Annotated in this window: 22 protein-coding genes; 4 read left to right on the forward strand and 18 right to left on the reverse strand. The window is 71.4% G+C overall.

The genetic code is table 11. The features are described from left to right. Positions 1-213 precede the first annotated feature (213 nt). Positions 214-1,239 carry a TerC family protein gene (locus tag DEJ28_RS11185; protein WP_111115737.1) on the forward strand — a complete coding sequence of 342 codons (1,026 nt, stop codon included), beginning with the start codon at positions 214-216 and terminating at the stop codon, positions 1,237-1,239. 85 nt (positions 1,240-1,324) lie between these two features. On the opposite strand, the gene DEJ28_RS11190 is transcribed toward DEJ28_RS11185, so the two are convergent. The 7 genes from DEJ28_RS11190 to DEJ28_RS11220 all read right to left on the reverse strand — a co-directional run bounded on the left by DEJ28_RS11190 (position 1,325) and on the right by DEJ28_RS11220 (position 10,496). Beyond that, positions 1,325-5,098, reverse strand: coding sequence for an AAA family ATPase (locus DEJ28_RS11190; RefSeq protein ID WP_111115736.1), 3,774 nt, complete (start codon positions 5,096-5,098; stop codon positions 1,325-1,327). Between the two features lie 54 nt (positions 5,099-5,152). Then, on the reverse strand, positions 5,153-6,124 hold the full coding sequence (mutM, locus tag DEJ28_RS11195) for a bifunctional DNA-formamidopyrimidine glycosylase/DNA-(apurinic or apyrimidinic site) lyase (protein WP_111115735.1): 972 nt from the start codon (positions 6,122-6,124) through the stop codon (positions 5,153-5,155). Between the two features lie 4 nt (positions 6,125-6,128). After that, positions 6,129-6,854 (reverse strand): ribonuclease III, encoded by a 726-nt coding sequence (gene rnc / locus DEJ28_RS11200; protein ID WP_220034629.1) that lies wholly within the window; start codon positions 6,852-6,854, stop codon positions 6,129-6,131. 13 nt (positions 6,855-6,867) lie between these two features. Next, entirely contained in the window at positions 6,868-7,071 is a 204-nt protein-coding gene (rpmF, locus tag DEJ28_RS11205; protein WP_071292475.1) for a 50S ribosomal protein L32, read from the reverse strand. Between the two features lie 47 nt (positions 7,072-7,118). Then, positions 7,119-7,670 (reverse strand): YceD family protein, encoded by a 552-nt coding sequence (locus DEJ28_RS11210; RefSeq protein ID WP_349774927.1) that lies wholly within the window; start codon positions 7,668-7,670, stop codon positions 7,119-7,121. 106 nt (positions 7,671-7,776) lie between these two features. Next, positions 7,777-8,271 (reverse strand): pantetheine-phosphate adenylyltransferase, encoded by a 495-nt coding sequence (gene coaD, locus DEJ28_RS11215; RefSeq protein ID WP_111115733.1) that lies wholly within the window; start codon positions 8,269-8,271, stop codon positions 7,777-7,779. A gap of 32 nt (positions 8,272-8,303) precedes the next feature. After that, positions 8,304-10,496 (reverse strand): ATP-dependent DNA helicase RecG, encoded by a 2,193-nt coding sequence (locus DEJ28_RS11220; RefSeq protein WP_111115787.1) that lies wholly within the window; start codon positions 10,494-10,496, stop codon positions 8,304-8,306. A gap of 129 nt (positions 10,497-10,625) precedes the next feature. Here DEJ28_RS11220 and DEJ28_RS11225 point away from each other — a divergent pair, with 129 nt between their 5' ends. Next, on the forward strand, positions 10,626-11,186 hold the full coding sequence (locus DEJ28_RS11225; RefSeq protein WP_111115732.1) for an RsmD family RNA methyltransferase: 561 nt from the start codon (positions 10,626-10,628) through the stop codon (positions 11,184-11,186). 332 nt (positions 11,187-11,518) lie between these two features. Here DEJ28_RS11225 and thiL read toward each other — a convergent pair whose 3' ends face one another. Continuing rightward, positions 11,519-12,514 (reverse strand): thiamine-phosphate kinase, encoded by a 996-nt coding sequence (gene thiL, locus DEJ28_RS11230; protein ID WP_111115731.1) that lies wholly within the window; start codon positions 12,512-12,514, stop codon positions 11,519-11,521. Between the two features lie 24 nt (positions 12,515-12,538). Here thiL and DEJ28_RS11235 point away from each other — a divergent pair, with 24 nt between their 5' ends. Next, on the forward strand, positions 12,539-13,024 hold the full coding sequence (locus tag DEJ28_RS11235; RefSeq protein WP_111115730.1) for a DUF3515 family protein: 486 nt from the start codon (positions 12,539-12,541) through the stop codon (positions 13,022-13,024). A gap of 21 nt (positions 13,025-13,045) precedes the next feature. On the opposite strand, the gene DEJ28_RS11240 is transcribed toward DEJ28_RS11235, so the two are convergent. The 6 genes from DEJ28_RS11240 to leuC form a co-directional block, all read right to left on the reverse strand. Further along, a complete protein-coding gene (locus DEJ28_RS11240) occupies positions 13,046-14,128 on the reverse strand; it encodes a D-alanine--D-alanine ligase family protein (RefSeq protein ID WP_111115786.1) in 1,083 nt (360 codons plus the stop codon). 38 nt (positions 14,129-14,166) lie between these two features. Continuing rightward, complete coding sequence (locus DEJ28_RS11245) at positions 14,167-15,279, reverse strand: NAD(P)H-dependent glycerol-3-phosphate dehydrogenase (protein WP_111115729.1); 1,113 nt, start codon at positions 15,277-15,279, stop codon at positions 14,167-14,169. After that, complete coding sequence (locus tag DEJ28_RS11250; protein ID WP_258368073.1) at positions 15,272-16,021, reverse strand: lysophospholipid acyltransferase family protein; 750 nt, start codon at positions 16,019-16,021, stop codon at positions 15,272-15,274. The genes DEJ28_RS11245 and DEJ28_RS11250 overlap by 8 nt, the downstream gene beginning before the upstream one ends. Positions 16,022-16,101: 80 nt before the next feature. Further along, positions 16,102-17,469 carry a UDP-N-acetylglucosamine 1-carboxyvinyltransferase gene (gene murA, locus DEJ28_RS11255; protein ID WP_111115727.1) on the reverse strand — a complete coding sequence of 456 codons (1,368 nt, stop codon included), beginning with the start codon at positions 17,467-17,469 and terminating at the stop codon, positions 16,102-16,104. Further along, the gene (gene leuD / locus DEJ28_RS11260) at positions 17,469-18,065 is read right to left on the reverse strand and encodes a 3-isopropylmalate dehydratase small subunit (protein WP_111115726.1); all 597 of its coding nucleotides are present in this window, start codon (positions 18,063-18,065) and stop codon (positions 17,469-17,471) included. The genes murA and leuD overlap by 1 nt, the downstream gene beginning before the upstream one ends. After that, positions 18,065-19,504: a 3-isopropylmalate dehydratase large subunit gene (gene leuC, locus DEJ28_RS11265; RefSeq protein ID WP_111115725.1), complete on the reverse strand. Its 1,440-nt coding sequence runs from the start codon at positions 19,502-19,504 to the stop codon at positions 18,065-18,067. The genes leuD and leuC overlap by 1 nt, the downstream gene beginning before the upstream one ends. Positions 19,505-19,682: 178 nt before the next feature. Between leuC and DEJ28_RS11270 the strand changes: the two genes are divergently transcribed. Next, positions 19,683-20,750: an FUSC family protein gene (locus tag DEJ28_RS11270; protein ID WP_111115724.1), complete on the forward strand. Its 1,068-nt coding sequence runs from the start codon at positions 19,683-19,685 to the stop codon at positions 20,748-20,750. 219 nt (positions 20,751-20,969) lie between these two features. Here DEJ28_RS11270 and DEJ28_RS11275 read toward each other — a convergent pair whose 3' ends face one another. The 4 genes from DEJ28_RS11275 to DEJ28_RS11290 are packed head-to-tail and all read right to left on the reverse strand — an operon-like array spanning position 20,970 to position 22,823. Then, positions 20,970-21,575, reverse strand: coding sequence for a histidine phosphatase family protein (locus DEJ28_RS11275; protein ID WP_111115723.1), 606 nt, complete (start codon positions 21,573-21,575; stop codon positions 20,970-20,972). Then, a complete protein-coding gene (crcB, locus tag DEJ28_RS11280; RefSeq protein ID WP_111115722.1) occupies positions 21,572-21,946 on the reverse strand; it encodes a fluoride efflux transporter CrcB in 375 nt (124 codons plus the stop codon). Before crcB ends, DEJ28_RS11275 begins: the two co-directional genes overlap by 4 nt. Further along, positions 21,943-22,401, reverse strand: a complete 459-nt coding sequence (locus tag DEJ28_RS11285) for a fluoride efflux transporter FluC (protein ID WP_258368072.1) — start codon at positions 22,399-22,401, stop codon at positions 21,943-21,945. The genes crcB and DEJ28_RS11285 overlap by 4 nt, the downstream gene beginning before the upstream one ends. Before the next feature lie 2 nt (positions 22,402-22,403). Next, complete coding sequence (locus DEJ28_RS11290; protein ID WP_111115721.1) at positions 22,404-22,823, reverse strand: Rid family hydrolase; 420 nt, start codon at positions 22,821-22,823, stop codon at positions 22,404-22,406. Positions 22,824-22,843: the final 20 nt, after the last annotated feature.

The following is a 22,843-nucleotide window of genomic DNA, read 5'->3' on the forward strand; positions in this document are numbered from 1 at the left end:
ATGTCCGCTGTGCCCGGTATGCTCGTGACCACGAAGGGGAGTATTCCTCCTCGGTGTCTCCGTCAGTACGGTCCGGAACGATCCGGCCCCGGGGCGCCGGTCGGACGAGCAGCAGTTCAGCAGTGCAACGCGAACCGCAGCCCACCGACGGAAGAGACCTTCAGGCCTCGGCGTACCCACCATCCGGGTTGCGCCCTCACCTGAAGGAATCCGTTGGACGTCCCACTCCTCGTCTGGTTGATCACCATCGCCGGCATCCTCGCGCTGCTGGTGTTCGACTTCTTCTCGCACGTGCGCACCCCGCACGTTCCCCACATCCGCGAGTCCGCGTTCTGGTCCGCCGTCTACATCGCCCTGGCGATCGTGTTCGGCATCGGCATCTGGGTCTTCGGCGGTGGCCAGGCCGGCGGTGAGTACTTCGCCGGGTGGCTGACCGAGAAGGCCCTGTCGGTCGACAACCTGTTCGTCTTCCTCATCATCATGTCGAGCTTCGCGGTGCCGAAGGAGTTCCAGCAGAAGGTCCTGCTCGTCGGCGTCGCGATCGCCCTCGTGGCCCGCGGGGTGTTCATCGCCCTCGGCGTGACGATCATCGAGAACTACTCGTGGGTCTTCTACCTGTTCGGCGCACTGCTGTTCTGGCTCGCGTGGTCCCAGGCCCGCGGTGGCAACGAGCACAACGCAGAAGAAGGCGACTCCCGGCTCATCCGACTCCTGCGCCGGGTCATCCCGACGTCGAAGGACTACGACGGCGACCGCCTCACGACGAAGGTCGACGGCAAGCGTCTCTTCACGCCGATGCTGCTCGTCATGGTCGCGATCGGTCTCACCGACGTGCTCTTCGCGCTCGACTCGATCCCGGCGATCTTCGGGCTCACCCAGGACGCCTTCATCGTGTTCACCGCGAACGCGTTCTCCCTGCTCGGCCTGCGGCAGCTGTACTTCCTCATCGCGGGGCTGCTCGAACGCCTCATCTACCTCGGCCAGGGGCTCGCCGTCATCCTCGGCTTCATCGGCGTGAAGCTCGTCTTCCACGCCATGCACGTCAACGAGCTGCCGTTCATCAACGGCGGTGAGCACATCGACTGGGCGCCCGAGATCCCGATCTGGTTCTCGCTCGGCTTCATCATGCTGACGATCGCCGTCGCGACGGTCGCGTCGCTGGTGGTCTCGAAGCGGCGACAGGAACGGGGCCTGACGCCGACCGGTTCGCAGCGCACGGTCGAGGCCGACGCGAAGTAGTCGCACCGACCTGCCGGACCAAGGACGGACGGGAGGCGCGGTGCCAGCTGGCACCGCGCCTCCCGTCCGTCCGTGGTCCGGTCGACTACGCGACGGCCTCGGCCGGCTCCGGCTCGCGTTTCTGCACGCGCTGTCCGACGACGGCGGAGACGCCGTCCTGCCGCATCGAGACGCCGTACAGGGCGTCGGCGATCTCCATCGTGCGCTTCTGGTGCGTGATGACGATGAGCTGCGACGACGCCCGGAGCCGCTCGAACACCGTGAGCAGGCGCCCCAGGTTCGCGTCGTCGAGCGCCGCCTCGACCTCGTCCATGATGTAGAACGGCGACGGCCGGGCGGTGAAGATCGCGACGAGCAGCGCCACCGCGGCCAGCGACCGCTCCCCGCCGGACAGCAGGGTCAGGCGGTCGATCTTCTTCCCGGCCGGCTTCACCTGCACCTCGATGCCGGTGCGCAGCAGGTCGTCGGGGTTCGTCAGCGTGATCGATCCCGAGCCACCCGGGAAGAGGATCGGGAAGATGACGTCGAACGCCTCCTTCGTGTCCGAGAAGGCGGAGTCGAAGATCGACTGCATCTTGCCGTCGAGCTCGTCGATGATGGTCATGAGGTCGGTGCGGGTCTTCTGCAGGTCCTCGAGCTGCTCGGCGAGGAACGCGTGCCGCTGCTCGAGCGCCTGGAACTCCTCGAGGGCCAGCGGGTTGACCTTGCCGAGCTGACCGAGGTCGCGTTCGGCCGCCTTGAGCCGGCGCTCCTGCTCGGCGCGGACGTACGGCACCGTCTCGACGTCGGCGGGGTCGACCTCGTCGGTGGCGTCGAACTCGGGCAGGGCGGGACCACCGGGGAGCGTCGACTCGGCGTCGAACAGGTCGGGTGCGTCGGGATCGGGGGCGTCGGCGCCGGTTACGTCGGCGCCGGGCGCCGCGCCGGGCTCGGGTGACTCGCCGTCCTCCGGCACGGTGTCGCCCGCCGCAGCCGACTCCGCCGCCGCGCGGGCACGCTCGGCCTCGCGGTGCTTCCGGGCCAGCACCCGGGGGTCGACCAGGACGTCGACGGGCACCGGCACGTCCGGCCCGTACTCCGCCACCAGGACGGCCTCGCCGAGCCCGAGCTCGCTCTGCGCCCGGTCGAGCACGCCCGACACGTGCAGCTTCTTCTCGTAGATCTCCATCTCGAGCGAGTGCACGCCGTCGGTGATGGTCTGCAGCCGCTCCCGGAGCTCGCGTTCCTCGTTCCGGATCGTCTGCAGCTCGGTGTTGCGCTTGGACCGCTCGGACTCCTCGGTCGCGAGCTGCACCCGTGCCTCGGCGAGGGAGCGGTCGACGGCCGCGAGCAGGCCGGGGAGGTCCGCCAGGACACGCTCCGCCACGGCGATCTGGCCGCGCCGGATGACCGCGAGCCGTGCCGCCTCTTCGGCTGCGGCGCGCTCGGCCTCGAGCTGCCGTTCCAGCTGGACGGCGCGGTGCCGCTCGGAGCGCACCCGCTCCCGCACGGTCTCGACCTGGATGCGCTGCTCGATCTCCGCCGCACGTGCCGCATCGAGTGCGTCCTGCAGCCCCTGCCGCTCGGACGCGTCCACGACGGGACGCGGACGCTCGGTGAACGCGCGGTGGGCGTCCTCGGCCTCGGCCAACGCGGCGTCGGCCGCCGGGACGGCGCCGTCCGTCTCGGCGAGGGCGGCGCGGAGCCGATCGACCTCGGCGGCGGCGTTCTCCGCCTTCGCACGCGTCGAGGCGCTCGTCCGGTCGTAGTCCGCCTTCGCCCTCGCGTACGCGCGCGACGCCGCGTCGGCCTCGTCCGCCCGGCGGCGTGCGTCCTCGACGGCGGTGCGAGCGGCCTGGAGGCCCGTGGCCGCGTCCTCGGCGTCGCTCGCGATCGCGTCCCGTCGCGTCGCGGCGTCGTCGCGTTCCGCGACGAGCTCGATGCGCGAGGTCGCGCGCGCTCCGCCACCGGTCACGCGGACGGCCCGGACGAGGTCACCGGACCGCGTCACCACCGTGGCCTGCGGGGCGGCGGTGAGCACTGCCTCCAGGTCGACGTCCTCGGTCTCGGCGACCAGCGTGTCGCGCAGGATGGCGGCGATCGCCGGCGGCCCCTGGACCAGGTCGAGTGCGCGGCGGACGCCGGCGGGCAGCCGCTCGGGCAGGTGGGTCAGCGGACCGGAGGCGTCGGCCACGACGACGTCGATGCGGCCGATGTCCTCGGTGCGGGCGTGCGCGACCGCGTCGAGCGCGACCGACCGGTCGTCGGCGAGGACGGCGTCCGCGAGCCCGTCGAGGGCGATCGCGATCGCGCCCTCGAAGCCGGGCACGACCGTGAGGGCGTCGGCCAGCCGGCCGGCGATGCCGGCGCGACCGGCGTCGATGAGGGCCTGCGAGCCGTCGCGGACGTCGATGGACATGCCGAGCGCCGCCACCCGCGCGTCGAGGGCGTCACGCTCGCGTTCGAGGACGTGCAGGCGGTCGCGGTGTTCGTCGCGGGCGGTCTGCGCGGCCTCCTGCTGCTCCCGAGCGGACTCGAGCGCGGCGGTGAGCGCCGCTTCGTCGACGCCATCGGACGGATCGGTACCGAGTTCGGCGAGGGCCGCGGCAGCACGCCCGGCGCGCTCCCTCGCCTCGGCCAGGGCACGCTCGCGGCGTTCCCGGTCGGCCACCGCGGAGCCGCGCTTCGAGCGGGCGACGTCCACCGCGGACGCGAGCCGCTGGGCCTCGAGGTCGTGCTGCGAGACGAGGGCGGCCTGCGCGGCGATGTGCTCGTCGAGGCTGTCGAGCGCCGCGCGGGCGTCCTGCACGACGCGGGCGGCACTCGCCATCCCGCCCGTCATGGCCGTCGCACGGGCCTCGAGCCGGTCGGCTTCGTCGCGGACGCCCTGCACCCGCTCCGGGGTGATCGTGGGGCCCTGCTGCGGGGCGTCGGCCTGCTGCGCCAGGAACATGAGGCGCTGGTTCGCCAGGCTCGACAGGCCACGGAGCCGCTCCTGCACGCTCTCCAACCGGTGCACGACCGTGCGGGCACGGTCGACGTCGTCGCCGACCATGCTCTGCTCGACGTGCTGCTGCCGCGTGCGCGTCTGGTCGAGGCGCTCCTGCAGGACGATGCGCTCGGACTTGCGGCCGGCCTCGACCTCCTGGTGCTCGTGCAGCTCACGGCGCAGACGGACAACGTCGTCCGCCAGGATGCGGGCCTTCGCGTCACGGGCGACGGCGGCCACGGACTGCGCCTTCCGGGCGACCTCCGCCTGCCGCCCGAGCGGCTTCAGCTGCCGACGGATCTCCCCGGCCAGGTCGGACAGGCGCGTGAGGTTCGTCTGCATCGCCTCGAGCTTGCGGAGCGTCTTCTCCTTGCGGCGCCGGTGCTTGAGGATGCCCGCTGCCTCTTCGATGAAGCCGCGGCGGTCCTCCGGCGTCGCGTGCAGGACCTTGTCGAGCTGACCCTGACCGACGATGACGTGCATCTCACGGCCGAGCCCGGTGTCACTCAGCAGCTCCTGCACGTCGAGGAGTCGGCAGTTCTCGCCGTTGATCGCGTACTCGCTGCCGCCGTTCCGGAACAGCGTGCGGGCGATCGTCACCTCGGAGTACTCGATCGGCAGCAGGCCGTCGGTGTTGTCGATGGTGAGGAGCACCTGCGCGCGGCCGAGCGGCCCGCGCGTCGACGTGCCGGCGAAGATGACGTCCTCCATCTTGCCGCCGCGCAGGGTCTTCGCGCCCTGCTCCCCCATCACCCAGGCGAGGGCGTCGACGACGTTGGACTTGCCCGAACCGTTCGGTCCGACGATGCAGGTCACGCCCGGCTCGAACGCGAAGGTCGTCGGCTGCGCGAAGGACTTGAACCCCTTGATGGTCAGGCTCTTCAAGTACATGCGGTCTCCGGGTGTGCTCGCTCGTGCGGCGCTGTGGTGCTGCTGGGCGTCAGGCTAACGCCTGCGCGGCCGTGGAGCGGGTTGGCACACGGGGCAACGGTGGCTGGACCGGTTCATGAAGGCCTCGCGCACGATCGCCGCACCGCACCGCGGGCACGGCTTCCCCTGCTGCCCGTACACGTTGAGCCGCTGCGAGAAGTACCCGGACTGCCCGTTCACGTTGACGTACTGGGCGTCGAAGCTCGTCCCGCCGTCCTCGAGTGCACGGCCGAGGACGCTCCGGACCTCGTGGAGGAGCCCGCGGAGGTCGGCTCGGGTGAGGCGATCCGCCGGTCGGTCGTGGTGGAGCTTCGCGGCCCAGAGCGACTCGTCGGCGTAGATGTTCCCGATGCCGCTCACCACGCCCTGGTCGAGCAGGACACGCTTGATGCCGCTCGACCGCTTCCGCGTCATCGCGATGAACCGGTCGTCGTCGAACGCCGGGTCGAGCGGGTCGCGGGCGATGTGCGACACCTGCTTCGGGATGCTCCGACGCCACACCGCGTCCGGATCGGTCTCGTCGACCTGCCCGCCGAAGCCGGCCGGAGCGCCGTCGATCGTCGGCACCATCGGGTCGATCGCCATCGAACCGAACGTCCGCTGGTCGACGAACTCCAGCTCGACCGGGGGCTCGGCCGCCCCGTCGCGGTCCGAGCCAGCGGGCTGGACGTCGAGCAGGATGCGGCGGTGCTTCGCGGCGTCGCGGCCCCGACCCAGCAGGATCTGCCCGCTCATGCCGAGGTGCGCGACGAGGGCCTCGGGCTGGTCGCCGTCGGACCGGGGTTCGAGGGGCATCCAGAGGAACTTGCCACGACGGACCGCCGCGGCGATCGTGCGTCCGGTCAGGCGGTCGGCGAAGTCCTCGGCCGGACCGTCGTGCCGGGTCAGCGCGCGCTCGTCGACCACGTCGACGTGCAGGACCCGCGCGGCGCTGACGGCGGGTTCGAGGCCGGCGCGGACGACCTCGACCTCGGGGAGTTCGGGCACGCGGTCAGGCCGCCCGACCGGAGAGCCGCGTCCACGCGTCGAGCGCGGCGGCCATCTCGGCGGTCTTCTTGCTCGACCCGGAGCCGGTCGAGATGTCCTCGCCCTGCAGCACCACGGTCGCGTGGAACGTCTTGTCGTGGTCCGGACCGGCCTCGGTCACGCGGTACGACGGGTTGCCGAGGGACAGGCTGGAGGCCAGCTCCTGCAGGCTCGTCTTCGGGTCCATCGCGGCACCGAAGCGGTCCGGGTCGATCAGCAGCGGCTCGACGAGCCGGAGGACGAGCGCGGTCGCGGGGTCCGGACCGGCCGACAGGTACGCCGCACCGATCACTGCCTCGACGGTGTCCGCGAGGATCGAGGACTTGTCACGGCCGCCGGTCTGTTCCTCGCCCTTGCCGAGCCGGACGTACGCGCCGAGCCCGATCATCCGGGCGATCTCGGCCAGCGCGACCGTCGACACCAGGCTCGCCCGCCGCTTGGCGAGGTCACCCTCGTCGAGCTCGGGGAAGGACCGGTAGAGCTTCACGGTCACGGCCTGGCCGAGGATGGAGTCCCCGAGGAACTCGAGGCGTTCGTTGTGCCCGATGCCACCGTGCTCGTACGCGTACGAGCGGTGCGTCAGGGCGAGCTGGAGCAGTTCGAGGTCGATGTCGGCCCCGAGGATGTCACGCAGACGAACGACGTCCGGCCCCACGGGGCGGGACCCCGTGGCGCCGGACGTCGCTGTCATGCGTTCGGTCCGATCAGACGTCGGCGACCTTGCGGCCCTTGTACTCCATGTACAGGGGCGTGCCGGCGGAGTCCTCGACGACCTTGGCGCGGTGCGGGAGGCTGTAGGTGACCTTGCCACCCTCGATCGTCTTCACGAGCTGGACCGGCGCGGCCTTCCACTGCGAACGACGGGCGTGCGTGTTGGCACGGGACTGCTTGCGCTTGGGAACGGCCATGGTGGTTCTCTTTCGGTTGGTCGGTGGTCAGTGGCGAGGGACGGCGGTCAGTCGGCCTGGTCGGCTTCGGACCGCTCCTGACCCTCGGTGGTCTGGGGCGTGGTCGTGCTGGTCTCGTCGGCGACGGTCAGTCCGCTCAGGGCGGCCCAACGGGGATCCAGGACCTCGTGAGCGCGGTGCTCGCCGATGTCGGCCAGTCGCTCGCCCGTCACCGGGTCGAGGCCTGGACAGTCCGGTCGGCAGACCGGCTGGAACGGCAGCGCCAGCACCACCGCTTCTCGAACGACCTGTTCACAATCCACGAGGTCATCGTGAACGAAGTAGTCGAATTCCTCCGAGGCATCATACGCGAAGAGCTCGGCGAAATCGACTTCGACGGGTTCGCTGATCTCGATGAGGCAGCGCGAGCACTCGCCGAACGCCTCGGCCGACGCGTGGCCGGAGACGAGGACGCCTTCGTGCAGGCCCTCGAGCCGGAGGTCGATGTGCATCTCGTCGCCCACGCGGACGGCGATGACGCCGGCTCCCATCGCTTCCGGCACCTCGATGTCGAGCGAGTGCTCGCGCATCTCGCCCGGCCGGTGCGCGAGGTCGCGCACGCGCAGGGCGTAGGGGCTGTTCACGTGGGAAGACACGATCGACAAGCCTACATCCCGAAGGCCCGTGAGTCGAGGCGGGGGCAGGCGTGTCCCGACGGAACGGCGCTCAGCGGCCGGTGTGCTCGTGGAGCGCGGCCGCGACCACCTCGGGCACGTAGGGGGTCACGTCGCCACCGAGGGACGCGACCTGCCGGATGAGCGAGCTCGACACGTGCGCGCGCGACGCCTCCGGCAGCAGGAACACCGTCTCGACGTCGGCGAGGTGCCGGTTCATGATCGCCATCGGCGTCTCGTACGCGACGTCCTCACCGGAGCGGACGCCCTTCACCAGGACCGTGGCTCCCACCTGTCGGCAGTAGTCCACGAGCAGCCCCGAGGTCCACTCCCCCACCCGGACGTTGTCGGACACGCCGGTCTCCACGAGGGACTCCTCGATGAGACGGACCCGGTCGACCGCGTCGAACATCGCCGGCTTCTTGTCCGGGTTGTGCACGACGAGCACGTGGACCTCGTCGAACAGCTGGGCCGCGCGTCCGATCACGTCGAGGTGCCCGAGGGTCACGGGATCGAACGAACCGGGGACCACCGCGATCTGCGCCATGCCTGCGACGATACCGGTCCGCCCTGGTCGGGTCAGTTCTTGCCGAGGAAGGCGGCGTCGGACTCGTCGAGTCGCCGCGCCAGGGCCTCGCGCAGCGCCGGGTGCCCCTCGAGCTGCGGGTCCGGCTCGAGGACGTGCTCCGCTTCTTCCCGCGCATCGACGATGAGGTCGGCGTGCTCCACGACCCGCAGCAGGTTGAGCGACGACCGGCCGCCGGACTGCCGCTCGCCGAGGACGTCGCCCTCGCGCCGGAGCTCGAGGTCGACCCGGGCGAGCTCGAAGCCGTCGTCCGAGGCCGACACCGCGTCCACCCGTTCACGCGAGGTCGTCTCGAGCTCCGCCGACGTCACGAGGAGGCACACGCCGGCGTACTGCCCACGACCGATGCGACCACGGAGCTGGTGCAGCTGCGAGACCCCGAACCGGTCGGCGTCGAGCACCGCCATCATCGAGGCGTTCGGCACGTCGACGCCGACCTCGATCACCGTCGTCGCCACCAGGACGTCGATGGTGCCGGCGGCGAAGGAGGTCATGACGCGGTCCTTCTCGTCCGCCGTCATGCGGCCGTGGAGCACCGCGATGCTGCGCCCGTCGAGCACCGGCATCGCCCGCATCCGCTCCGCCGTCGCGAGCACCGTGGCGGGCAAGCGCTTCGGAGCGTCGTCCTCGGTCTCCGGCTCGGGCTCGCCGTCGTCCTCGGCGTGGGCGTCGTCGATCGCTGGACACACCACGAACGCCTGGCGGCCGGTGGCGAGTTCCTCGGCCATGCGGGTCCAGATGCGGGACTCCCACCCGGGGTGCTCGGCGAGCCCCACCGTGAAGGTCTCGACACCGGCCCGGCCCGAGGGCAGCCCGGTGATCGTGGAGACGTCGAGGTCGCCGAAGACCGTCATCGCGACCGTGCGCGGGATCGGCGTGGCCGTGAGGACGAGCACGTGCGGCGGGGTCGCGCCCTTGGTGCGGAGCGCCTCACGCTGCTCGACGCCGAAGCGGTGCTGCTCGTCGACCACCACGAGCCCGAGTTCGGCGAAGTCGACCCGGTCGCCGAGCAGGGCGTGCGTCCCGACGACCAGCCGTGAACTGCCCGACGCCGCCGCGAGCAGTGCCCGGCGCCGTTCGTCGGTCGACTGCGACCCCGTGAGGATCACCGGTCGGAGTTCGGCCGCGAGGTCCGGTCCGAGGAACTTCACGATCGACCGCAGGTGCTGCGCCGCGAGCACCTCGGTCGGGGCGATCAGGGCGGACTGCCCGCCGGACTCGGCGACCGTGAGCATCGCCCGGATCGCCACGAGGGTCTTGCCGGAGCCGACCTCACCCTGCACGAGCCGGTGCATCGGCCAGTCGCCGGCCAGGTCGTGTGCGATCTCCGCACCGACCGACTGCTGGTCGTCGGTGAGGGTGAACGGCAGGGTCGCGTCGAAGCGTTCGAGGATGCCGCCGGGCGACGGAGATCGGGGCGTCGCCGCCGTGGCGCGTGCGGCGATGCGTCGCTGCACCAGGGCCGTCTGCAGCACGAACGCCTCGCGGTAACGGAGGGCGTCCTGGGCGCGCTTGAAGTCGGCGACCTTCTCCGGGCGGTGCAGGAGATCGAGGGCGCGTCGGAACGGCACGAGGTCGAGGCGCGTGCGGGCCCGCGCGGGGATCGGGTCGGGCAGGTCGGGGAGCGTGTCGAGGATGACCGCCATCGACTTCGCGATCTGCCACGAGGAGAGCGACGCCGTCGCCGGGTAGATCGGGATCGGCTGCCGGGACCAGCGGATCGCCTCTTCGTCCTCGGGGTCGGCGGTCGCCCGTGGGTCGTCGCGGTCGAAGAGCTCGTAGTCGGGGTGCGCCAGCTGCCGGGCACCGCGGTAGTCGCTGACCTTGCCGGCGAAGATCCCCCGCGCGCCGGGCACGAGGTCCTTCGTCCGCCACCCCTGGTTGAAGAACGTGAGGGTCAAGAGGCCCTTGCCGTCGCCGATCTTCGCTTCGAGGATCGACCCCCGGCGGGCGCGCATCGTGCGCTCGCGGACGTCGACGACCTCGGCCACGATCGTCACCGACTCGCCGATCGCGAGCGAGTCGAGGGCGGTCAGCGCGCCGCGCTCCGCGTAGCGCCGGGGTGCGTGCTCGAGGAACTCACCCACCGTGCGGTACCCGAACGCCTTCTCGACGGCGGTCGCCGTGCGGCCGCCGAGGACGTTCGCCAGCCGCGCGTCGAGCGGCGCAGGACCGAGGTCCGGCACCGCCGGCTCGGTTGTCGTTCCGGTCGTGACCACACGTCAACGGTACCCGGCGGGGCCGACGCACCACGCGCCTCCAGGCGGCCTGTGGACAACTCCTGGAGGTGGCCCGCGGCCCGCTACGGTGGCTCCATGACCCGCATCATCGCCGGCGCCGCCGGCTCCACGACGCTCCGCGTGCCGAAGTCGGGCACGCGGCCGACGAGCGACCGGGTGCGCGAGGCGCTGTTCTCGTCGCTCGAGGCGCGTGGGCTCATCGACGACACGTCCGTCGCGGACCTGTACGCGGGGACGGGCGCCCTCGGGCTCGAGGCGGCATCGCGCGGGGCGGTCGAGGTCGTGCTCGTCGACCGGGCGTCGGCAGCGGCGCAGGCCTGCCGGGCGAACGCGCGCGCCGTGCAGCAGCGGGTGCCGGGCGTGCGGATCGACGTGCAGCCGCAGCCGGTCCTCGGGTACCTGCGCGGGACCGTCCGCACGTTCGACCTGGTGTTCATCGACCCGCCGTACGACGTGACCGAGCACGAGCTGGCCGAGGTGCTCGAGGCCCTCGCGCCGAAGCTGACGAAGGACGCCGTGGTGGTCATCGAGCGGAGCAAGCGTTCCCCGGAGCCCTCGTGGCCGGCCGGGCTCGAGCCGTTCAGCAAGCGGAGCTACGGCGAGACCGTGGCGTGGGAGGCCGTCGTCCCCGACTGACGCGGTCTGCCTGCCGCGGCGGGCTGTTCCGCCGCTCCTCGTCGGCGCGTCCGCTGTGCCTTCTGTGTCCTCTGCGTTCTCTGCGTTCTCTGCGTTCTCTGCGTCTTCTGTGTCGAAAGATGCACACGCATGTTGCGTCAAAGCGCCGGTCGATCGACGCGTGGGGCGTCGCACGATGCGCACGCATCCCTTACGTGTGCATGTTCCGACGAAGCACCTGTTGATCGACGAGTGGGACGTCGCACCATGCCCACGCATCGGGCACACACGGCGTCCGCGCACGGCGCCCGCCACCGCCACGCGCAGCACCGCACCGCGCGGCGGGCGACGCGTCAGCCGGCGGCGCCGTCCCAGTCGGCGTAGGGGTCCCAGCCGGTCGTCGGCACGGGAACGCCACCCCGCACGAGGTCGACGTCGGCCCGGGCGCGCACGGTGCCGATGCGGCGGAAGCCTCCCGGAAGCGCGGCCTCGGCCGGGAACGTCGCGAGGAGTCCGTGGTCCTCACCGCCGTGCAGTGCGACCTCGTCGAGCGGCGCTGACTCGTCGAGCTCGAGGGTCACCCGGCTCGCTCGGGCGAGCCGTCCGGCGTCGATCGCCAGGCCGTCGGACAGGTCGAGCATCGCCGTCGCACCCGCCCCGGCCGCGAGGGGCCCGTCGGCGATCGGCGGCACCGGGCGCCGTTGCCGCAGCACGTCCGGGTCGGCGTCGGCACCACTGGCGACGGTCGCACGGTGCGAGGGTTCGCCCTGCTCGTCGACACCGTCGCGGAAGAGCCGGGACAGCCCCCGGGCGGCCGGACCGAGCTCGCCGGACACCGCCAGGACGTCCCCGACGCGGGCTCCCGAGCGGACCACGGGCGATCGACCCTCGAGATCGCCGAACGCCGTCACGGAGACGGTGAACGTGCCCGATGTCGACAGGTCGCCACCGACGACACCACAGCCCGGCGCGAGGGCGTCCACGGCCAGCCCGACGCCGTCGGCGAAGGACTCGAGGACGGCGACGGGGGTGTCCTGCGGCGCCGCCAGCGCGATCAGGAGGCCGGTCGGCACGGCCCCCATCGCCGCGACGTCGGAGAGGTTCGTCGCCGCCGCCTTCCAGCCGACGTCCTCCGGCGAGGACCACGCCCACCGGAAGTCCGGGCCGTGCACCATCATGTCGGTCGTCACGACGACGCGGCCGTCGGGAGCGGCGACGACGGCGCAGTCGTCTCCCGGCCCGAGGATCGGCGACCCGGACGGCAGCCGCCGCACGATGCGGTCGAGGACGACGAGTTCGCCGAGGTCCCCCACGGTCGGTCCGGCCCAGGCGTCGTGCGTCGCGTCCACACGAGAACGGTAGCCTGGACGTCGATGGACACCGTGCGCCGCCCCACCCGGAAGATCGCGATCGCGGCCGTCGTGGTCGCCGTCGCCGCAGGACTCACGGGCTGCACGAACGCCGTCGCGATGTCCCCGGCTCCCTCCGCCGACGCCGCCGCGTGTGCGGCCGTGCAGGTCCGGCTGCCGGCTGCGGTGGACACGAAGTTCGACCTCCGGAACACGAACGCCCAGTCGACGGCCGCGTGGGGCGACCCGGAAGCGGCCATCTACCACTGCGGCGTCGCGGTGCCGACGGTGTCCGACCTGCCTTGCTTCGACCAGGGCGGCGTGGACTGGATCCGCGACGACCGTGGGAAGCAGATCGTCTACACGACGTTCGGCCGCTCCCCCGCGGTGCAGGTCGTCATCGACTCGACGAAGACGACGAGCCAGGTCGTGCAGGACCTTTCCGACGCCGTGTCGACGCTGCCGAAGGACGGCCACAAGTGCCTCGACCCGTCCGACGTGCAGGGCTGATCGGCCCGGACCACCAGGCCGTCAGCGGACTGCGGCGCGCCCCAGCTCGATGAGCTCCGTGACGAGCTCGCCGTAGGACACCCCGGACGCCGCCCAGCAGCGCGGGTACATCGACAGCGGCGTGAAGCCCGGCATGGTGTTGACCTCGTTCACGACGAAGCCGTCATCGGTCAGGAAGCAGTCGACGCGGGCGAGTCCGGCACCACCGATCGCCTCGAAGGCACGGGCACCGATCGACCGGATCTCGTCCGTCTCGGCCTCGGTGAGGGGCGCCGGGCAGAGCAGCGACTCGTCCCCGCCGAGGTACTTCGAGGCGAAGTCGTAGAAGCCGTCCTCGGCGACGACGATCTCGCCGGGCAGGCTCGTGCGCGGGACACCGTCGCGACCCTCGAGCACGGCGACCTCGACCTCGCGGCCGATCACCCGGGGCTCGACGATGACCTTGGAGTCGTGCTCGAACGCCAGGGCCATCGCTGCCCCGAGCTGTGCGGGCTCGTCCACGCGGGACACCCCCATGCTCGATCCGGCGCGAGCCGGCTTCACGAACAGCGGCCACCCGTGGGCGGCGATGGCCTCGGCGACGTCGACCGGGTCGGCAGCCCACTCGCGGCGGAGCACGGTGGTCCAGGGTGCGACACGGAGTCCGGCGTGCTCGAGGACGGCCTTCGCGACGTGCTTGTCCATCGCCAGGGCGCTCGCGAGCACCCCGTCGCCCACGTACGGCAGCCCGGCGATCTCGAGGAGCCCCTGTATCGTGCCGTCCTCGCCGAACGGGCCGTGCAGGATCGGGAACACCACGTCGATCGCGATGCCCGTGACGGTGCCGTCCGGGTGCGACACGACGAGTTCGTTCGACGCCGGGGAGGTCGGGAACGCGACGCGCGTGCCGTTGTCCGGGACGGTGGGGAGCACGCCGTCGCGCAACGTCCACTGCGCCGGGTCGTCGGACTGCAGCGTGAACGCGCCGTCCTTCGTGATCCCGATCGGGACGAGCGCGTACTCGGTCCGGTCGACGACGTCCATGATGCCGCCGGCGGTCACGCAGCTGATCTCGTGCTCGCTGGAGCGCCCGCCGAACAGCACGGCGACGGTGGTCGTTGACATGGGTGTCCCCTCGGAGGTCGTGGCCACGACCGGACCGTTCACTCGCCCTGGGGCTCGTCGGTCTCGGTGAGGTGCGGCGCGATGTTGCGCGGATCGAGCCTACCGGCGAGGACCTCGGCGACCTGCCCCACGATGGGCATGTCGACGCCGTTCGCGGCGGCCAGCTCGAGGATCGGCGCGACCGACGCCAGGCCCTCGGCGGTCTGGTTCATCTGCCGCACGACCTCGTCGAAGCGGTACCCCTGACCGAGCAGTCGACCGGCGGTGTTGTTCCGTGACAGGGGCGACTGGCACGTGGCGATGAGGTCGCCGAGGCCCGCGAGCCCGGACAGCGTGGACGGCTGCGCACCGAGGGACACCGCGAAGTCGGTCATCTCGGCGAGGCCGCGGGTGATGATCGACGCCTTGGTGTTCTCGCCGTAGCCGACGCCGTCCACGATGCCGATCGCGACGGCGATGAGGTTCTTGAGCACGCCACCGAACTCGGTGCCGATGACGTCGGTGTTGATGAACGACCGGAAGTACGGGTTCGTCGCCACCGCGGCCACGGCGGTGGCGGTCTCGGCGGAGGACGACGACACCACGGCCGCGGTCGGCTGCCGTCGGGCGATCTCGAGCGCGAGGTTCGGCCCGCTCGCGACGGCGATGCGGTCCTGGTCGATGCCGAGGCCCTCGAGCAGGACCTCGCTCATCCGGAGCCCGGTGCCCTTCTCCACGCCCTTCATGAGGCTGACGACGGGCACGTCCGGGCCGAGGAGCGCACGGATCGCGGCGAGGTTCGAGCGCAGCGTCTGCGACGGCACCGAGACGTACACCTGCGAGGCGCCGTCGAGCACCCGCTCGAGCGACGTCGACGCGGTGAGCGTCCGGGGCAGGTTGATGCCGGGCAGGTACTCGGAGTTGCGCTTGGTCTCGGTGATCTCGCGCGCGACCTCGGGACGGCGTGCCCACACGACCGTGGTGGCACCGCCCTCGGCGAGGACCTTCGCGAAGGTGGTGCCCCAGCTGCCGGCACCGATGACGGCGACGCGCGGCTTGTCGGTGGACTGCATGACGACGCGGATCGCAGCCGTGTCGAACGCTCCGGGTGCCGCGACGGCGGGGTCCGGGCGGTCTTCGTGCGGGCGGAGGCCCGGTCCCTGGTCACTCAAACCGGCCGGTCTCCTTCTGGTTGTTCGCCGCCGGGTCCCAGCGGGTCGTGGGCGCCTGCTCGCCGCGGAGCTCCTCGAGGAGCGCGGTGATGTGCCGCATCACGAGTTCGGTCGCCTCGCCGAGCATCTGCTGGTCGATCGGCCGGCCTCGGTAGGCGGACAGGTCGACCGGGTCCCCGACGATCACGTCGACGCGGGACGGCGGGATGAGCCGGAGCCGCTTGCCGTAGCGCGCCATGATCTTCTGCGTGCCCCAGTGGGCCATCGGGATGAGGGGGACGTCGTTCTCGAGGGCGATCCGGACCGCACCGGTCTTGCCGCGCATCGGCCACAGGTCCGGGTCACGCGTCAGGGTGCCCTCGGGGTAGACGATGATCGCGCCGCCCTGCTCGACGAGCGACCGACCGCCGCCGAGCGGGTCGCTCAACCGGGTGCGGCCCGAGCGCTCGACGGGGATCTGACCCATCCCGGACATCAGCTTGCCGACGACCGGCACCGTGAAGAGGGACGCCTTCGCGAGGAACCGCGGCGCACGCTTGCTGAGGTACACGGCGGTGCCGACCACGAGCGGGTCGATGTTCGTGAAGTGGTTCGGCGCCAGGACGAACGCCCCGTCCGCCGGCAGGCGGTTCGGGCCGTGCCAGTGGTACCGGGCGGAGAACCGGAACGTCGGGATGACGATGGACGCGACGATGCGGAAGGCGGCGTTCAGCTCACCGCGTCGCCACCGGCGCCCACGCACCGGCGTACCGGTCGCGACGTCCGAGGCGGACGCACGCCGCGCCTCCAGGCCGTCGTCTCTTCCTTCAGCCCGCACCGCGCTCAGCCCGCGAAGTCGAAGTCGGCCCCGAGCTTCCGCAGCTTCGGGATGAAGTGCTCGTAGCCACGGCTGATGATGCCGACGTTCGTGATGTGGGACTCGCCGTCGGCGGTGAGCGCCGCGATGAGGTGGCTGAAGCCGCCACGCAGGTCGGGGACGCGGACGTTCGCGGCGTGCAGCGTCGTCGGGCCGGTGATGACCGCAGCCTGCTCGAACGGACGGCGGGCGACGCGACGGTCGTGACCGGGCAGTCCCTCCTTGTGCACGACGATGTCGGCACCCATCTCGTTGAGGGCGTCGGTGAAGCCGAAACGGTTCTCGTACACGGTCTCGTGCACGATGCTCCGGCCCTCGGCCTGGGTCAGCGCGACGATCAGCGGCTGCTGCCAGTCCGTCATGAAGCCGGGGTGCACGTCGGTCTCGATGACGACGGGCTTGAGGGTGTCCAGCTCGCGGTAGAACCGGATGCCGTCCTCCTGGATGTCGAACCCGCCGCCGACCTTGCGGAAGACGTTGAGGAACGTCATGAGCTCCTGCTGCTTCGCACCCTCGACGAAGATGTCGCCGTTGGTGGCGAGCGCGGCGGAGGCCCAGCTGGCGGCCTCGTTGCGGTCGTTGATGGCCCGGTGCGTGTAGCCGCGGAGCGACGAGACGCCCTCGATGAAGATGACCCGGTTCGGCTCGACGGAGACGATCGCGCCCATCTTCTGCAGGATCGCGATGAGGTCCATGATCTCGGGCTCGATCGCCGCGTTCCGGAGCTCGGTGACGCCCTCGGCGAGCGTGGCGGAGAGCAGGACCTGCTCGGTCGCGCCGACGCTCGGGTAGGGCAGCTCGATGTACGCGCCCTTGAGGCCGTCCGGGGCCGTCAGGTGGATGCCGTTGACCTGCTTGTCGACGACGGCACCCATGGCGCGGAGGGCGTCGAGGTGGAAGTCGATCGGGCGGTCTCCGATGCGGCAGCCGCCGAGGTCGGGGATGAACGCCTCACCGAGCTTGTGCAGCAGCGGACCGCAGAACAGGATCGGGATGCGGCTCGAACCGGCGTGCGCGTCGATCTCGGCGAAGTGCGCCGACTCGACGTTCGACGGGTCGAGGATGAGCTCGCCTCGTGCAGGATCGGTGATGCGCACGCCGTGCACCTCGAGCAGTCCGCGGACCACCTTGACGTCCGAGATGTCCGGGACGTCCTTGAGGATCGACGGGGTGTCACCGAGCAGCGACGCCACCATGGCCTTGGTCGCGAGGTTCTTCGCCCCACGGACCTCGATGCGCCCCACGAGCGGCTTGCCCCCGCGGATGACGATCTCGTCCGACTTGAGGCCCACGCGCGCCCCTGCGGCTGCTGCGTCCTGTACGAGAGAGTTCACTACTTCACCGGCAATGTCTTCGGCCGCCATCTGGAGCGGCGGGATTCGAACTCCGTGATCGAGGTCTCGTCACGGAGGGTGAGCCCGATGTCGTCGAGCCCTTCCATCAACCGCCAACGAGTGTAAGCGTCGATCTCGAAGGGGACGTCCACATCCCCCAGCGACACGCGCTGCGTGCCGAGGTCGACCGTCGCCTCGATGCCCGGGTTCGCCTCGATGGCGGCCCACAGGCGCTCGACTTCCGGTTCGGTCACGATTGCGGTGACCAGTCCCTGCTTGCCCGCGTTGCCCTTGAAGATGTCCGCGAACCGGGGCGAGACGACGACCTTGAAGCCGAAGTCCCGGAGCGCCCAGACGGCGTGCTCGCGCGACGAACCCGTGCCGAAGTCCGGGCCCGCCACCAGGACGGCAGCACCCTGGAAGGCGGGCTGGTTGAGCACGAACGACTCGTCCTGCCGCCACCCGGCGAACAGCGCGTCCTCGAAGCCGGTCTTCGTGACGCGCTTGAGGTAGACGGCGGGGATGATCTGGTCGGTGTCGACGTTCGACCGCTTCAGCGGTGCGGCGATGCCCGTGACGGTGGTGATCTTGTCCATCAGACGGCCCCTTCCAGGACGACGTTCGCTTCGGAGCTCTCCAGGTCCCACGGGCTGGACAGTGTGCCGCGCACCGCGGTGGCGGCGGCGACGAGCGGCGACACCAGGTGGGTGCGGCCGCCCTTGCCCTGGCGTCCCTCGAAGTTGCGGTTCGAGGTGGAGGCGCAGCGCTCCCCCGGTGCGAGCTGGTCGGGGTTCATCCCGAGGCACATCGAGCAGCCGGCGAACCGCCACTCCGCGCCGAAGTCGGTGAACACCTTGTCGAGCCCCTCGGCCTCGGCCTCGAGCCGTACCCGGGCGGACCCGGGAACGACCATCACGCGCACGCCGTCGGCCTTGGTCCGGCCCTTGATGATCGACGCGAAGGCCCGCAGGTCCTCGATGCGGGAGTTCGTGCACGAACCCATGAACACCGCGTCGACCGCGATGTCCTTCATCGGGGTGCCTGCGGTGATGTCCATGTACTCCAGGGCGCGGCGTGCGGCGGCCTGGTCGTTGGGGTCGCTGTAGTCGGCCGGGTCCGGCACGCTCTCGGACAGCGACACGCCCTGGCCGGGGTTCGTGCCCCAGGTGACGAAGGGCTCGAGCTCGTCGGCGTCGATGAACACCTCGGCGTCGAACACGGCGTCGTCGTCGGTGGCGAGGGTCTCCCAGTACGCGACGGCGTCGTCCCAGTCCTGACCGGTCGGTGCGTGGTCGCGGCCCTGGACGTACTCGTAGGTGATCTGGTCGGGGGCGACCATGCCGGCGCGGGCGCCGGCCTCGATCGACATGTTGCAGATCGTCATGCGGCCCTCCATCGAGAGCGCGCGGATCGCGGAGCCGCGGTACTCGAGCACGTAGCCCTGTCCGCCACCGGTGCCGATCTTCGCGATGACGGCCAGGATGATGTCCTTCGCCGTCACCCCCGGGCGCAGCGCGCCCTCGACCGTGATCGCCATCGTCTTGAACGGCTTCAGCGGCAGGGTCTGCGTGGCGAGGACGTGCTCGACCTCGGACGTGCCGATGCCGAACGCCATCGCGCCGAAGGCCCCGTGGGTGCTGGTGTGCGAGTCGCCGCAGACCACGGTGATGCCCGGCATGGTCAGGCCGAGCTGCGGTCCGACGACGTGGACGATGCCCTGCTCCTTGTCGCCCAGCGAGTGCAGGCGGACGCCGAACTCCTCGCAGTTGCGACGCAGGGTCTCGATCTGGATCCGGCTGGTCGGGTCGGCGATGGGCCGGTCGATCGCGAGGGTCGGGGTGTTGTGGTCCTCGGTCGCGATCGTGAGGTCGAGTCGGCGCACGGGTCGGCCGGCCTGGCGCAGGCCGTCGAACGCCTGCGGGCTGGTGACCTCGTGCACGAGGTGGAGGTCGATGTAGAGGAGGTCGGGGTTCCCGTCCTCGCCCTTGACCACGACGTGGTCGTCCCACACCTTCTCGGCGAGCGTCTTTCCCATCGGCTCGGCCTCCTCGTTCTCGTCGTCGCCGCTGGTGCGGCGTTGCGGACACCGCTGGTGCGGCGTGATCGGGCGAGTCTAGCAGGTTGGTATACCAACGCCCGTCGCGGGGTGGCGGACAGCCTGGAGGCGCGGCTCGACTGAACGACACCCGTCGCGGTGGGAAGATGGTCGCGCCATGACGACAGCTGCCCACTCGACCCGGACCGTCAACTTCGAGGGCGCCGCACGCGCCGCGATCGCCGGCGGTGCACCGCTCGCGCTGCTCATCGCCCTCGGGATGCCCGGGTACGCGGCGTTCGCGATGTTCGCGGGGTTCACGGCGATCTTCGGGGCGACCGAGCCCTACCGGCAGCGGGCCGTCACCACCGGGATCGCGGGTGCGATGCAGGCCCTGTGCATGTTCGCGGGCATCGGGGTCGCCCTGCTCGGGTCGCCGCTCTGGCTGCAGGCGGTCGGCCTCGTGGTCGTCCTGGTCGTCGCCGTGTGCACGCTCAGCGCACTGCAGGCCATCCCCGCGCAGCCGATCTTCCCGGTGTTCGCGTTCGTCGTGTCCGCGCTCGTGCCGCTGCGACCCGCCGACGTCCCGCTCGTCGCGACGATCATCGTCTGCTCGGTCGCGTGGGCGTGGCTCGTGGCGATGTCCGGGTCGGTCCTCCGCCGGGTGTTCCACCCGCGGGCGCCGCACCGGTTCCGGCCGCTCACACCCCGCAAGCACCGGTCGCTGGCCGTCCTCGGCACCGCGGCGCTCTGGGAGACCGTCGGACTCAACGTCGTCGGGTCGCTCGTCGCCGGGGCCGTCGCCTCCACGATCCCCTGGCTCGGGCACCCGTACTGGGCGGTCATCGCCGTCGTGTCCACGCTGCCCGCGCTCCGCCAGCGGCACACCGTCCTCCGGGCGTTCCAGCGCTTCATCGGGACGATCGGCGGGACGATCATCGCCGTCGGCATCCTGCTGCTCGAGCCGTCGGCGTGGTGGATCGTCCTCATCGCCGTGACGGGTCAGTTCTTCGCGGAGATCTTCGTCGCGCGGAACTACGCCGTGACGCTGCTGTTCCTCACGCCGTTGGCGCTCGCGGTGTCGTGGCTGAGCCTGCCCGAGGCGCCGGAGCTCCTCGCGCTCGACCGCATCGCGCAGACGACGCTCGGGGCGCTGGTGAGCGTGGCGCTGCTGTTCGTCGGGCGGGCCATCGAGCGCCGGCGTGGTCGTGCCCTCGGCGCGACGGCCGGTGTCCGGACGGTCTGACGGGCTGCCGCGTCCGCCGCAGGTCTGGTGTGAGGTTCCGTACTCGGTGCGCGCCCTCGCCGGGCGCACGCCTCAGCGCAGGTCTGGTGCGAGGTTCCGTACTCGGTGCGAGGCCTCGCGGGGCGCACCGAGTACGGAACCTCGCACGACCACTGCGGACCCTCGCACCGTGCGAGGGCACGACCAGTGCGGACCCTCGCACGGTGCGAGGGTGCGGGGTCAGTCTCGGGGCTGGATGTTCCAGGAGTCGATGACAGGGCGGCCGTGCTCGTACCCGAGGGTGCTCACCGTCGCCGTGCCGAGCTTCAGCACCGCGCCGTCCTGCGGTGCGAGCCGGATCCAGGCCGCTCCGAGCGCGCGGAGCACGTGTCCGTGGGCCACGACGAGCGCGTCGTCCCCCTCGGCGAGCACCGGACGAACACGGTTGAGGATCCGCTCGACACGGACACGGACCTCGGCGGCGTTCTCCCCGGGGGTGTCGCCAGCCGGGACGCCGTCGGTCCAGAGGTCCCACGGGCCGTGGCGCAGCACCTTGATCTGCGGCGTCGTGAGCCCCTCGTACGCGCCGTAGTCCCACTCGTACAGGTCCTCGTCGAGCTCCGGGTCGACGCCGACCAGCCGTGCGGTCTCCTGCGCACGCTGCAGCGGACTCGACAGCGCGAGCGCGAACTCGCGGTCCGCCAGGAACCGGCCGGCACGCTTCGCCTGCTCGATGCCGTTGTCCGTGAGCGGGATGTCGGTGCGACCGGTGTGCTGGCCGCTCTTCGACCACACCGTCTCTCCGTGACGGACGAGGACGAGTTCGCCGGGGCGTTCCGAGGTCATGTGTTCCTTCCGAGCCAGAGGCCGAGCGCAGCTGCGCCGACCGAGACGACGAGCATCCCGAGGCCGTTCAGGACGGCGAGCCGGGTCTTGCCGGTTCGGAGGAGCTGTACGGTCTCGACGCTCGCCGTCGAGAACGTCGTGTACCCACCCATCATGCCCGTTCCGAGCACAGCGACCGCAGAGAGAGGGAGCGTGCCCGCCTGAGCAGCCCCCGTGAGGGCACCGAGGACGAGCGATCCGGTCACGTTGATGACGAGCGTGCCGAGCGGGAACGACGTCACCCTCGCCTTGACGAGCCCGTCGAGGAGGAACCGGAGCGCGGCCCCGACTCCTCCGCCCACGGCGACGAGGAGGAGTTCGATCGGGTTCACGCTGCGCTCCCGTCGGCGGCGGGCCGCGGCCTGAGGCGTGCCGCGAGCCAGGTGCCGGCCACGACGGCGAGCAGCCCGAGGACCACGGAGAGCAGGGCGTAGCCGCTGCCCGCACCCCACCGGCCCACGTCGAGCAGCCGCGCCGTGTCGTCCGCGAGCGTGCTGTACGTCGTGAAGCCGCCGAGGACGCCGGTGCCGACCAAGAGCCGGACACCACGTCGCCGGCCGACGTCGGGACCGCGGTGCGCGAGGGCCTCGAGGAGGAGACCGAGGCAGAACGCCCCGACGACGTTGATCGCGAGGATCACCCAGCTGATGCCGTCGTGCGCCGGGAACGCGCCGGCCAGCGCGGCTCGGATGCCGGTCCCGACCGCTCCGCCGAGTGCCACGAGCCCGAGCAGGCTCCAGCGCAGGTGCGGTGGGCGCTCGTGGCGTCCCGCGTCGTTGGTCGACAAGGTCAGCCGCCCGGGGTCGCGGCGACGGCGGCGATCGCCTCGACCTCGACGAGCTGGTCGTCGTAGCCGAGCACGGTCACGCCGAGGAGCGCGCTCGGGACGTCGTGGTCCCCCATCGCTGCCCGGACGACCTGCCACGCGGCGACGAGGTCGGCCTGCCGCGACGACGCGACGAGCACCCGCGTCTGCACGAGATCCCCGAGGTCGGCACCGGCTGCGGCGAGCGCGGTCCGCAGGTTCACCACGCACTGCGCCGCCTGACCACGGACGTCCCCGACGGCGACCGTCGCGCCGTCGGCATCGATCGGGCACGAGCCGGCGAGGAACACCAGCCGGGCATCAGCCGGCGCCGTCGCCGCGTACGCGTACTCCGCCACGTCGCTGAGTGCGTCGGATCGGATGAGCTGCACCACACTGGTCACGGCACCAGACTGGCAGAGAC

The organism is Curtobacterium sp. MCPF17_002, from assembly GCF_003234115.2.
Taxonomy (GTDB): Bacteria; Actinomycetota; Actinomycetes; order Actinomycetales; family Microbacteriaceae; genus Curtobacterium.

Coding starts and splice junctions, on each gene's coding strand:
- DEJ28_RS11190 (WP_111115736.1), bottom strand. CDS start 5,098: ATGTACTTGAAGAGCCTGACCATCAAGGGGTTCAAGTCCTTCGCGCAG.
- rnc (WP_220034629.1), bottom strand. CDS start 6,854: ATGACAGCGACGTCCGGCGCCACGGGGTCCCGCCCCGTGGGGCCGGAC.
- rpmF (WP_071292475.1), bottom strand. CDS start 7,071: ATGGCCGTTCCCAAGCGCAAGCAGTCCCGTGCCAACACGCACGCCCGT.
- coaD (WP_111115733.1), bottom strand. CDS start 8,271: ATGGCGCAGATCGCGGTGGTCCCCGGTTCGTTCGATCCCGTGACCCTC.
- DEJ28_RS11225 (WP_111115732.1), top strand. CDS start 10,626: ATGACCCGCATCATCGCCGGCGCCGCCGGCTCCACGACGCTCCGCGTG.
- DEJ28_RS11235 (WP_111115730.1), top strand. CDS start 12,539: ATGGACACCGTGCGCCGCCCCACCCGGAAGATCGCGATCGCGGCCGTC.
- DEJ28_RS11240 (WP_111115786.1), bottom strand. CDS start 14,128: ATGTCAACGACCACCGTCGCCGTGCTGTTCGGCGGGCGCTCCAGCGAG.
- leuD (WP_111115726.1), bottom strand. CDS start 18,065: ATGGACAAGATCACCACCGTCACGGGCATCGCCGCACCGCTGAAGCGG.
- leuC (WP_111115725.1), bottom strand. CDS start 19,504: ATGGGAAAGACGCTCGCCGAGAAGGTGTGGGACGACCACGTCGTGGTC.
- DEJ28_RS11270 (WP_111115724.1), top strand. CDS start 19,683: ATGACGACAGCTGCCCACTCGACCCGGACCGTCAACTTCGAGGGCGCC.
- DEJ28_RS11275 (WP_111115723.1), bottom strand. CDS start 21,575: ATGACCTCGGAACGCCCCGGCGAACTCGTCCTCGTCCGTCACGGAGAG.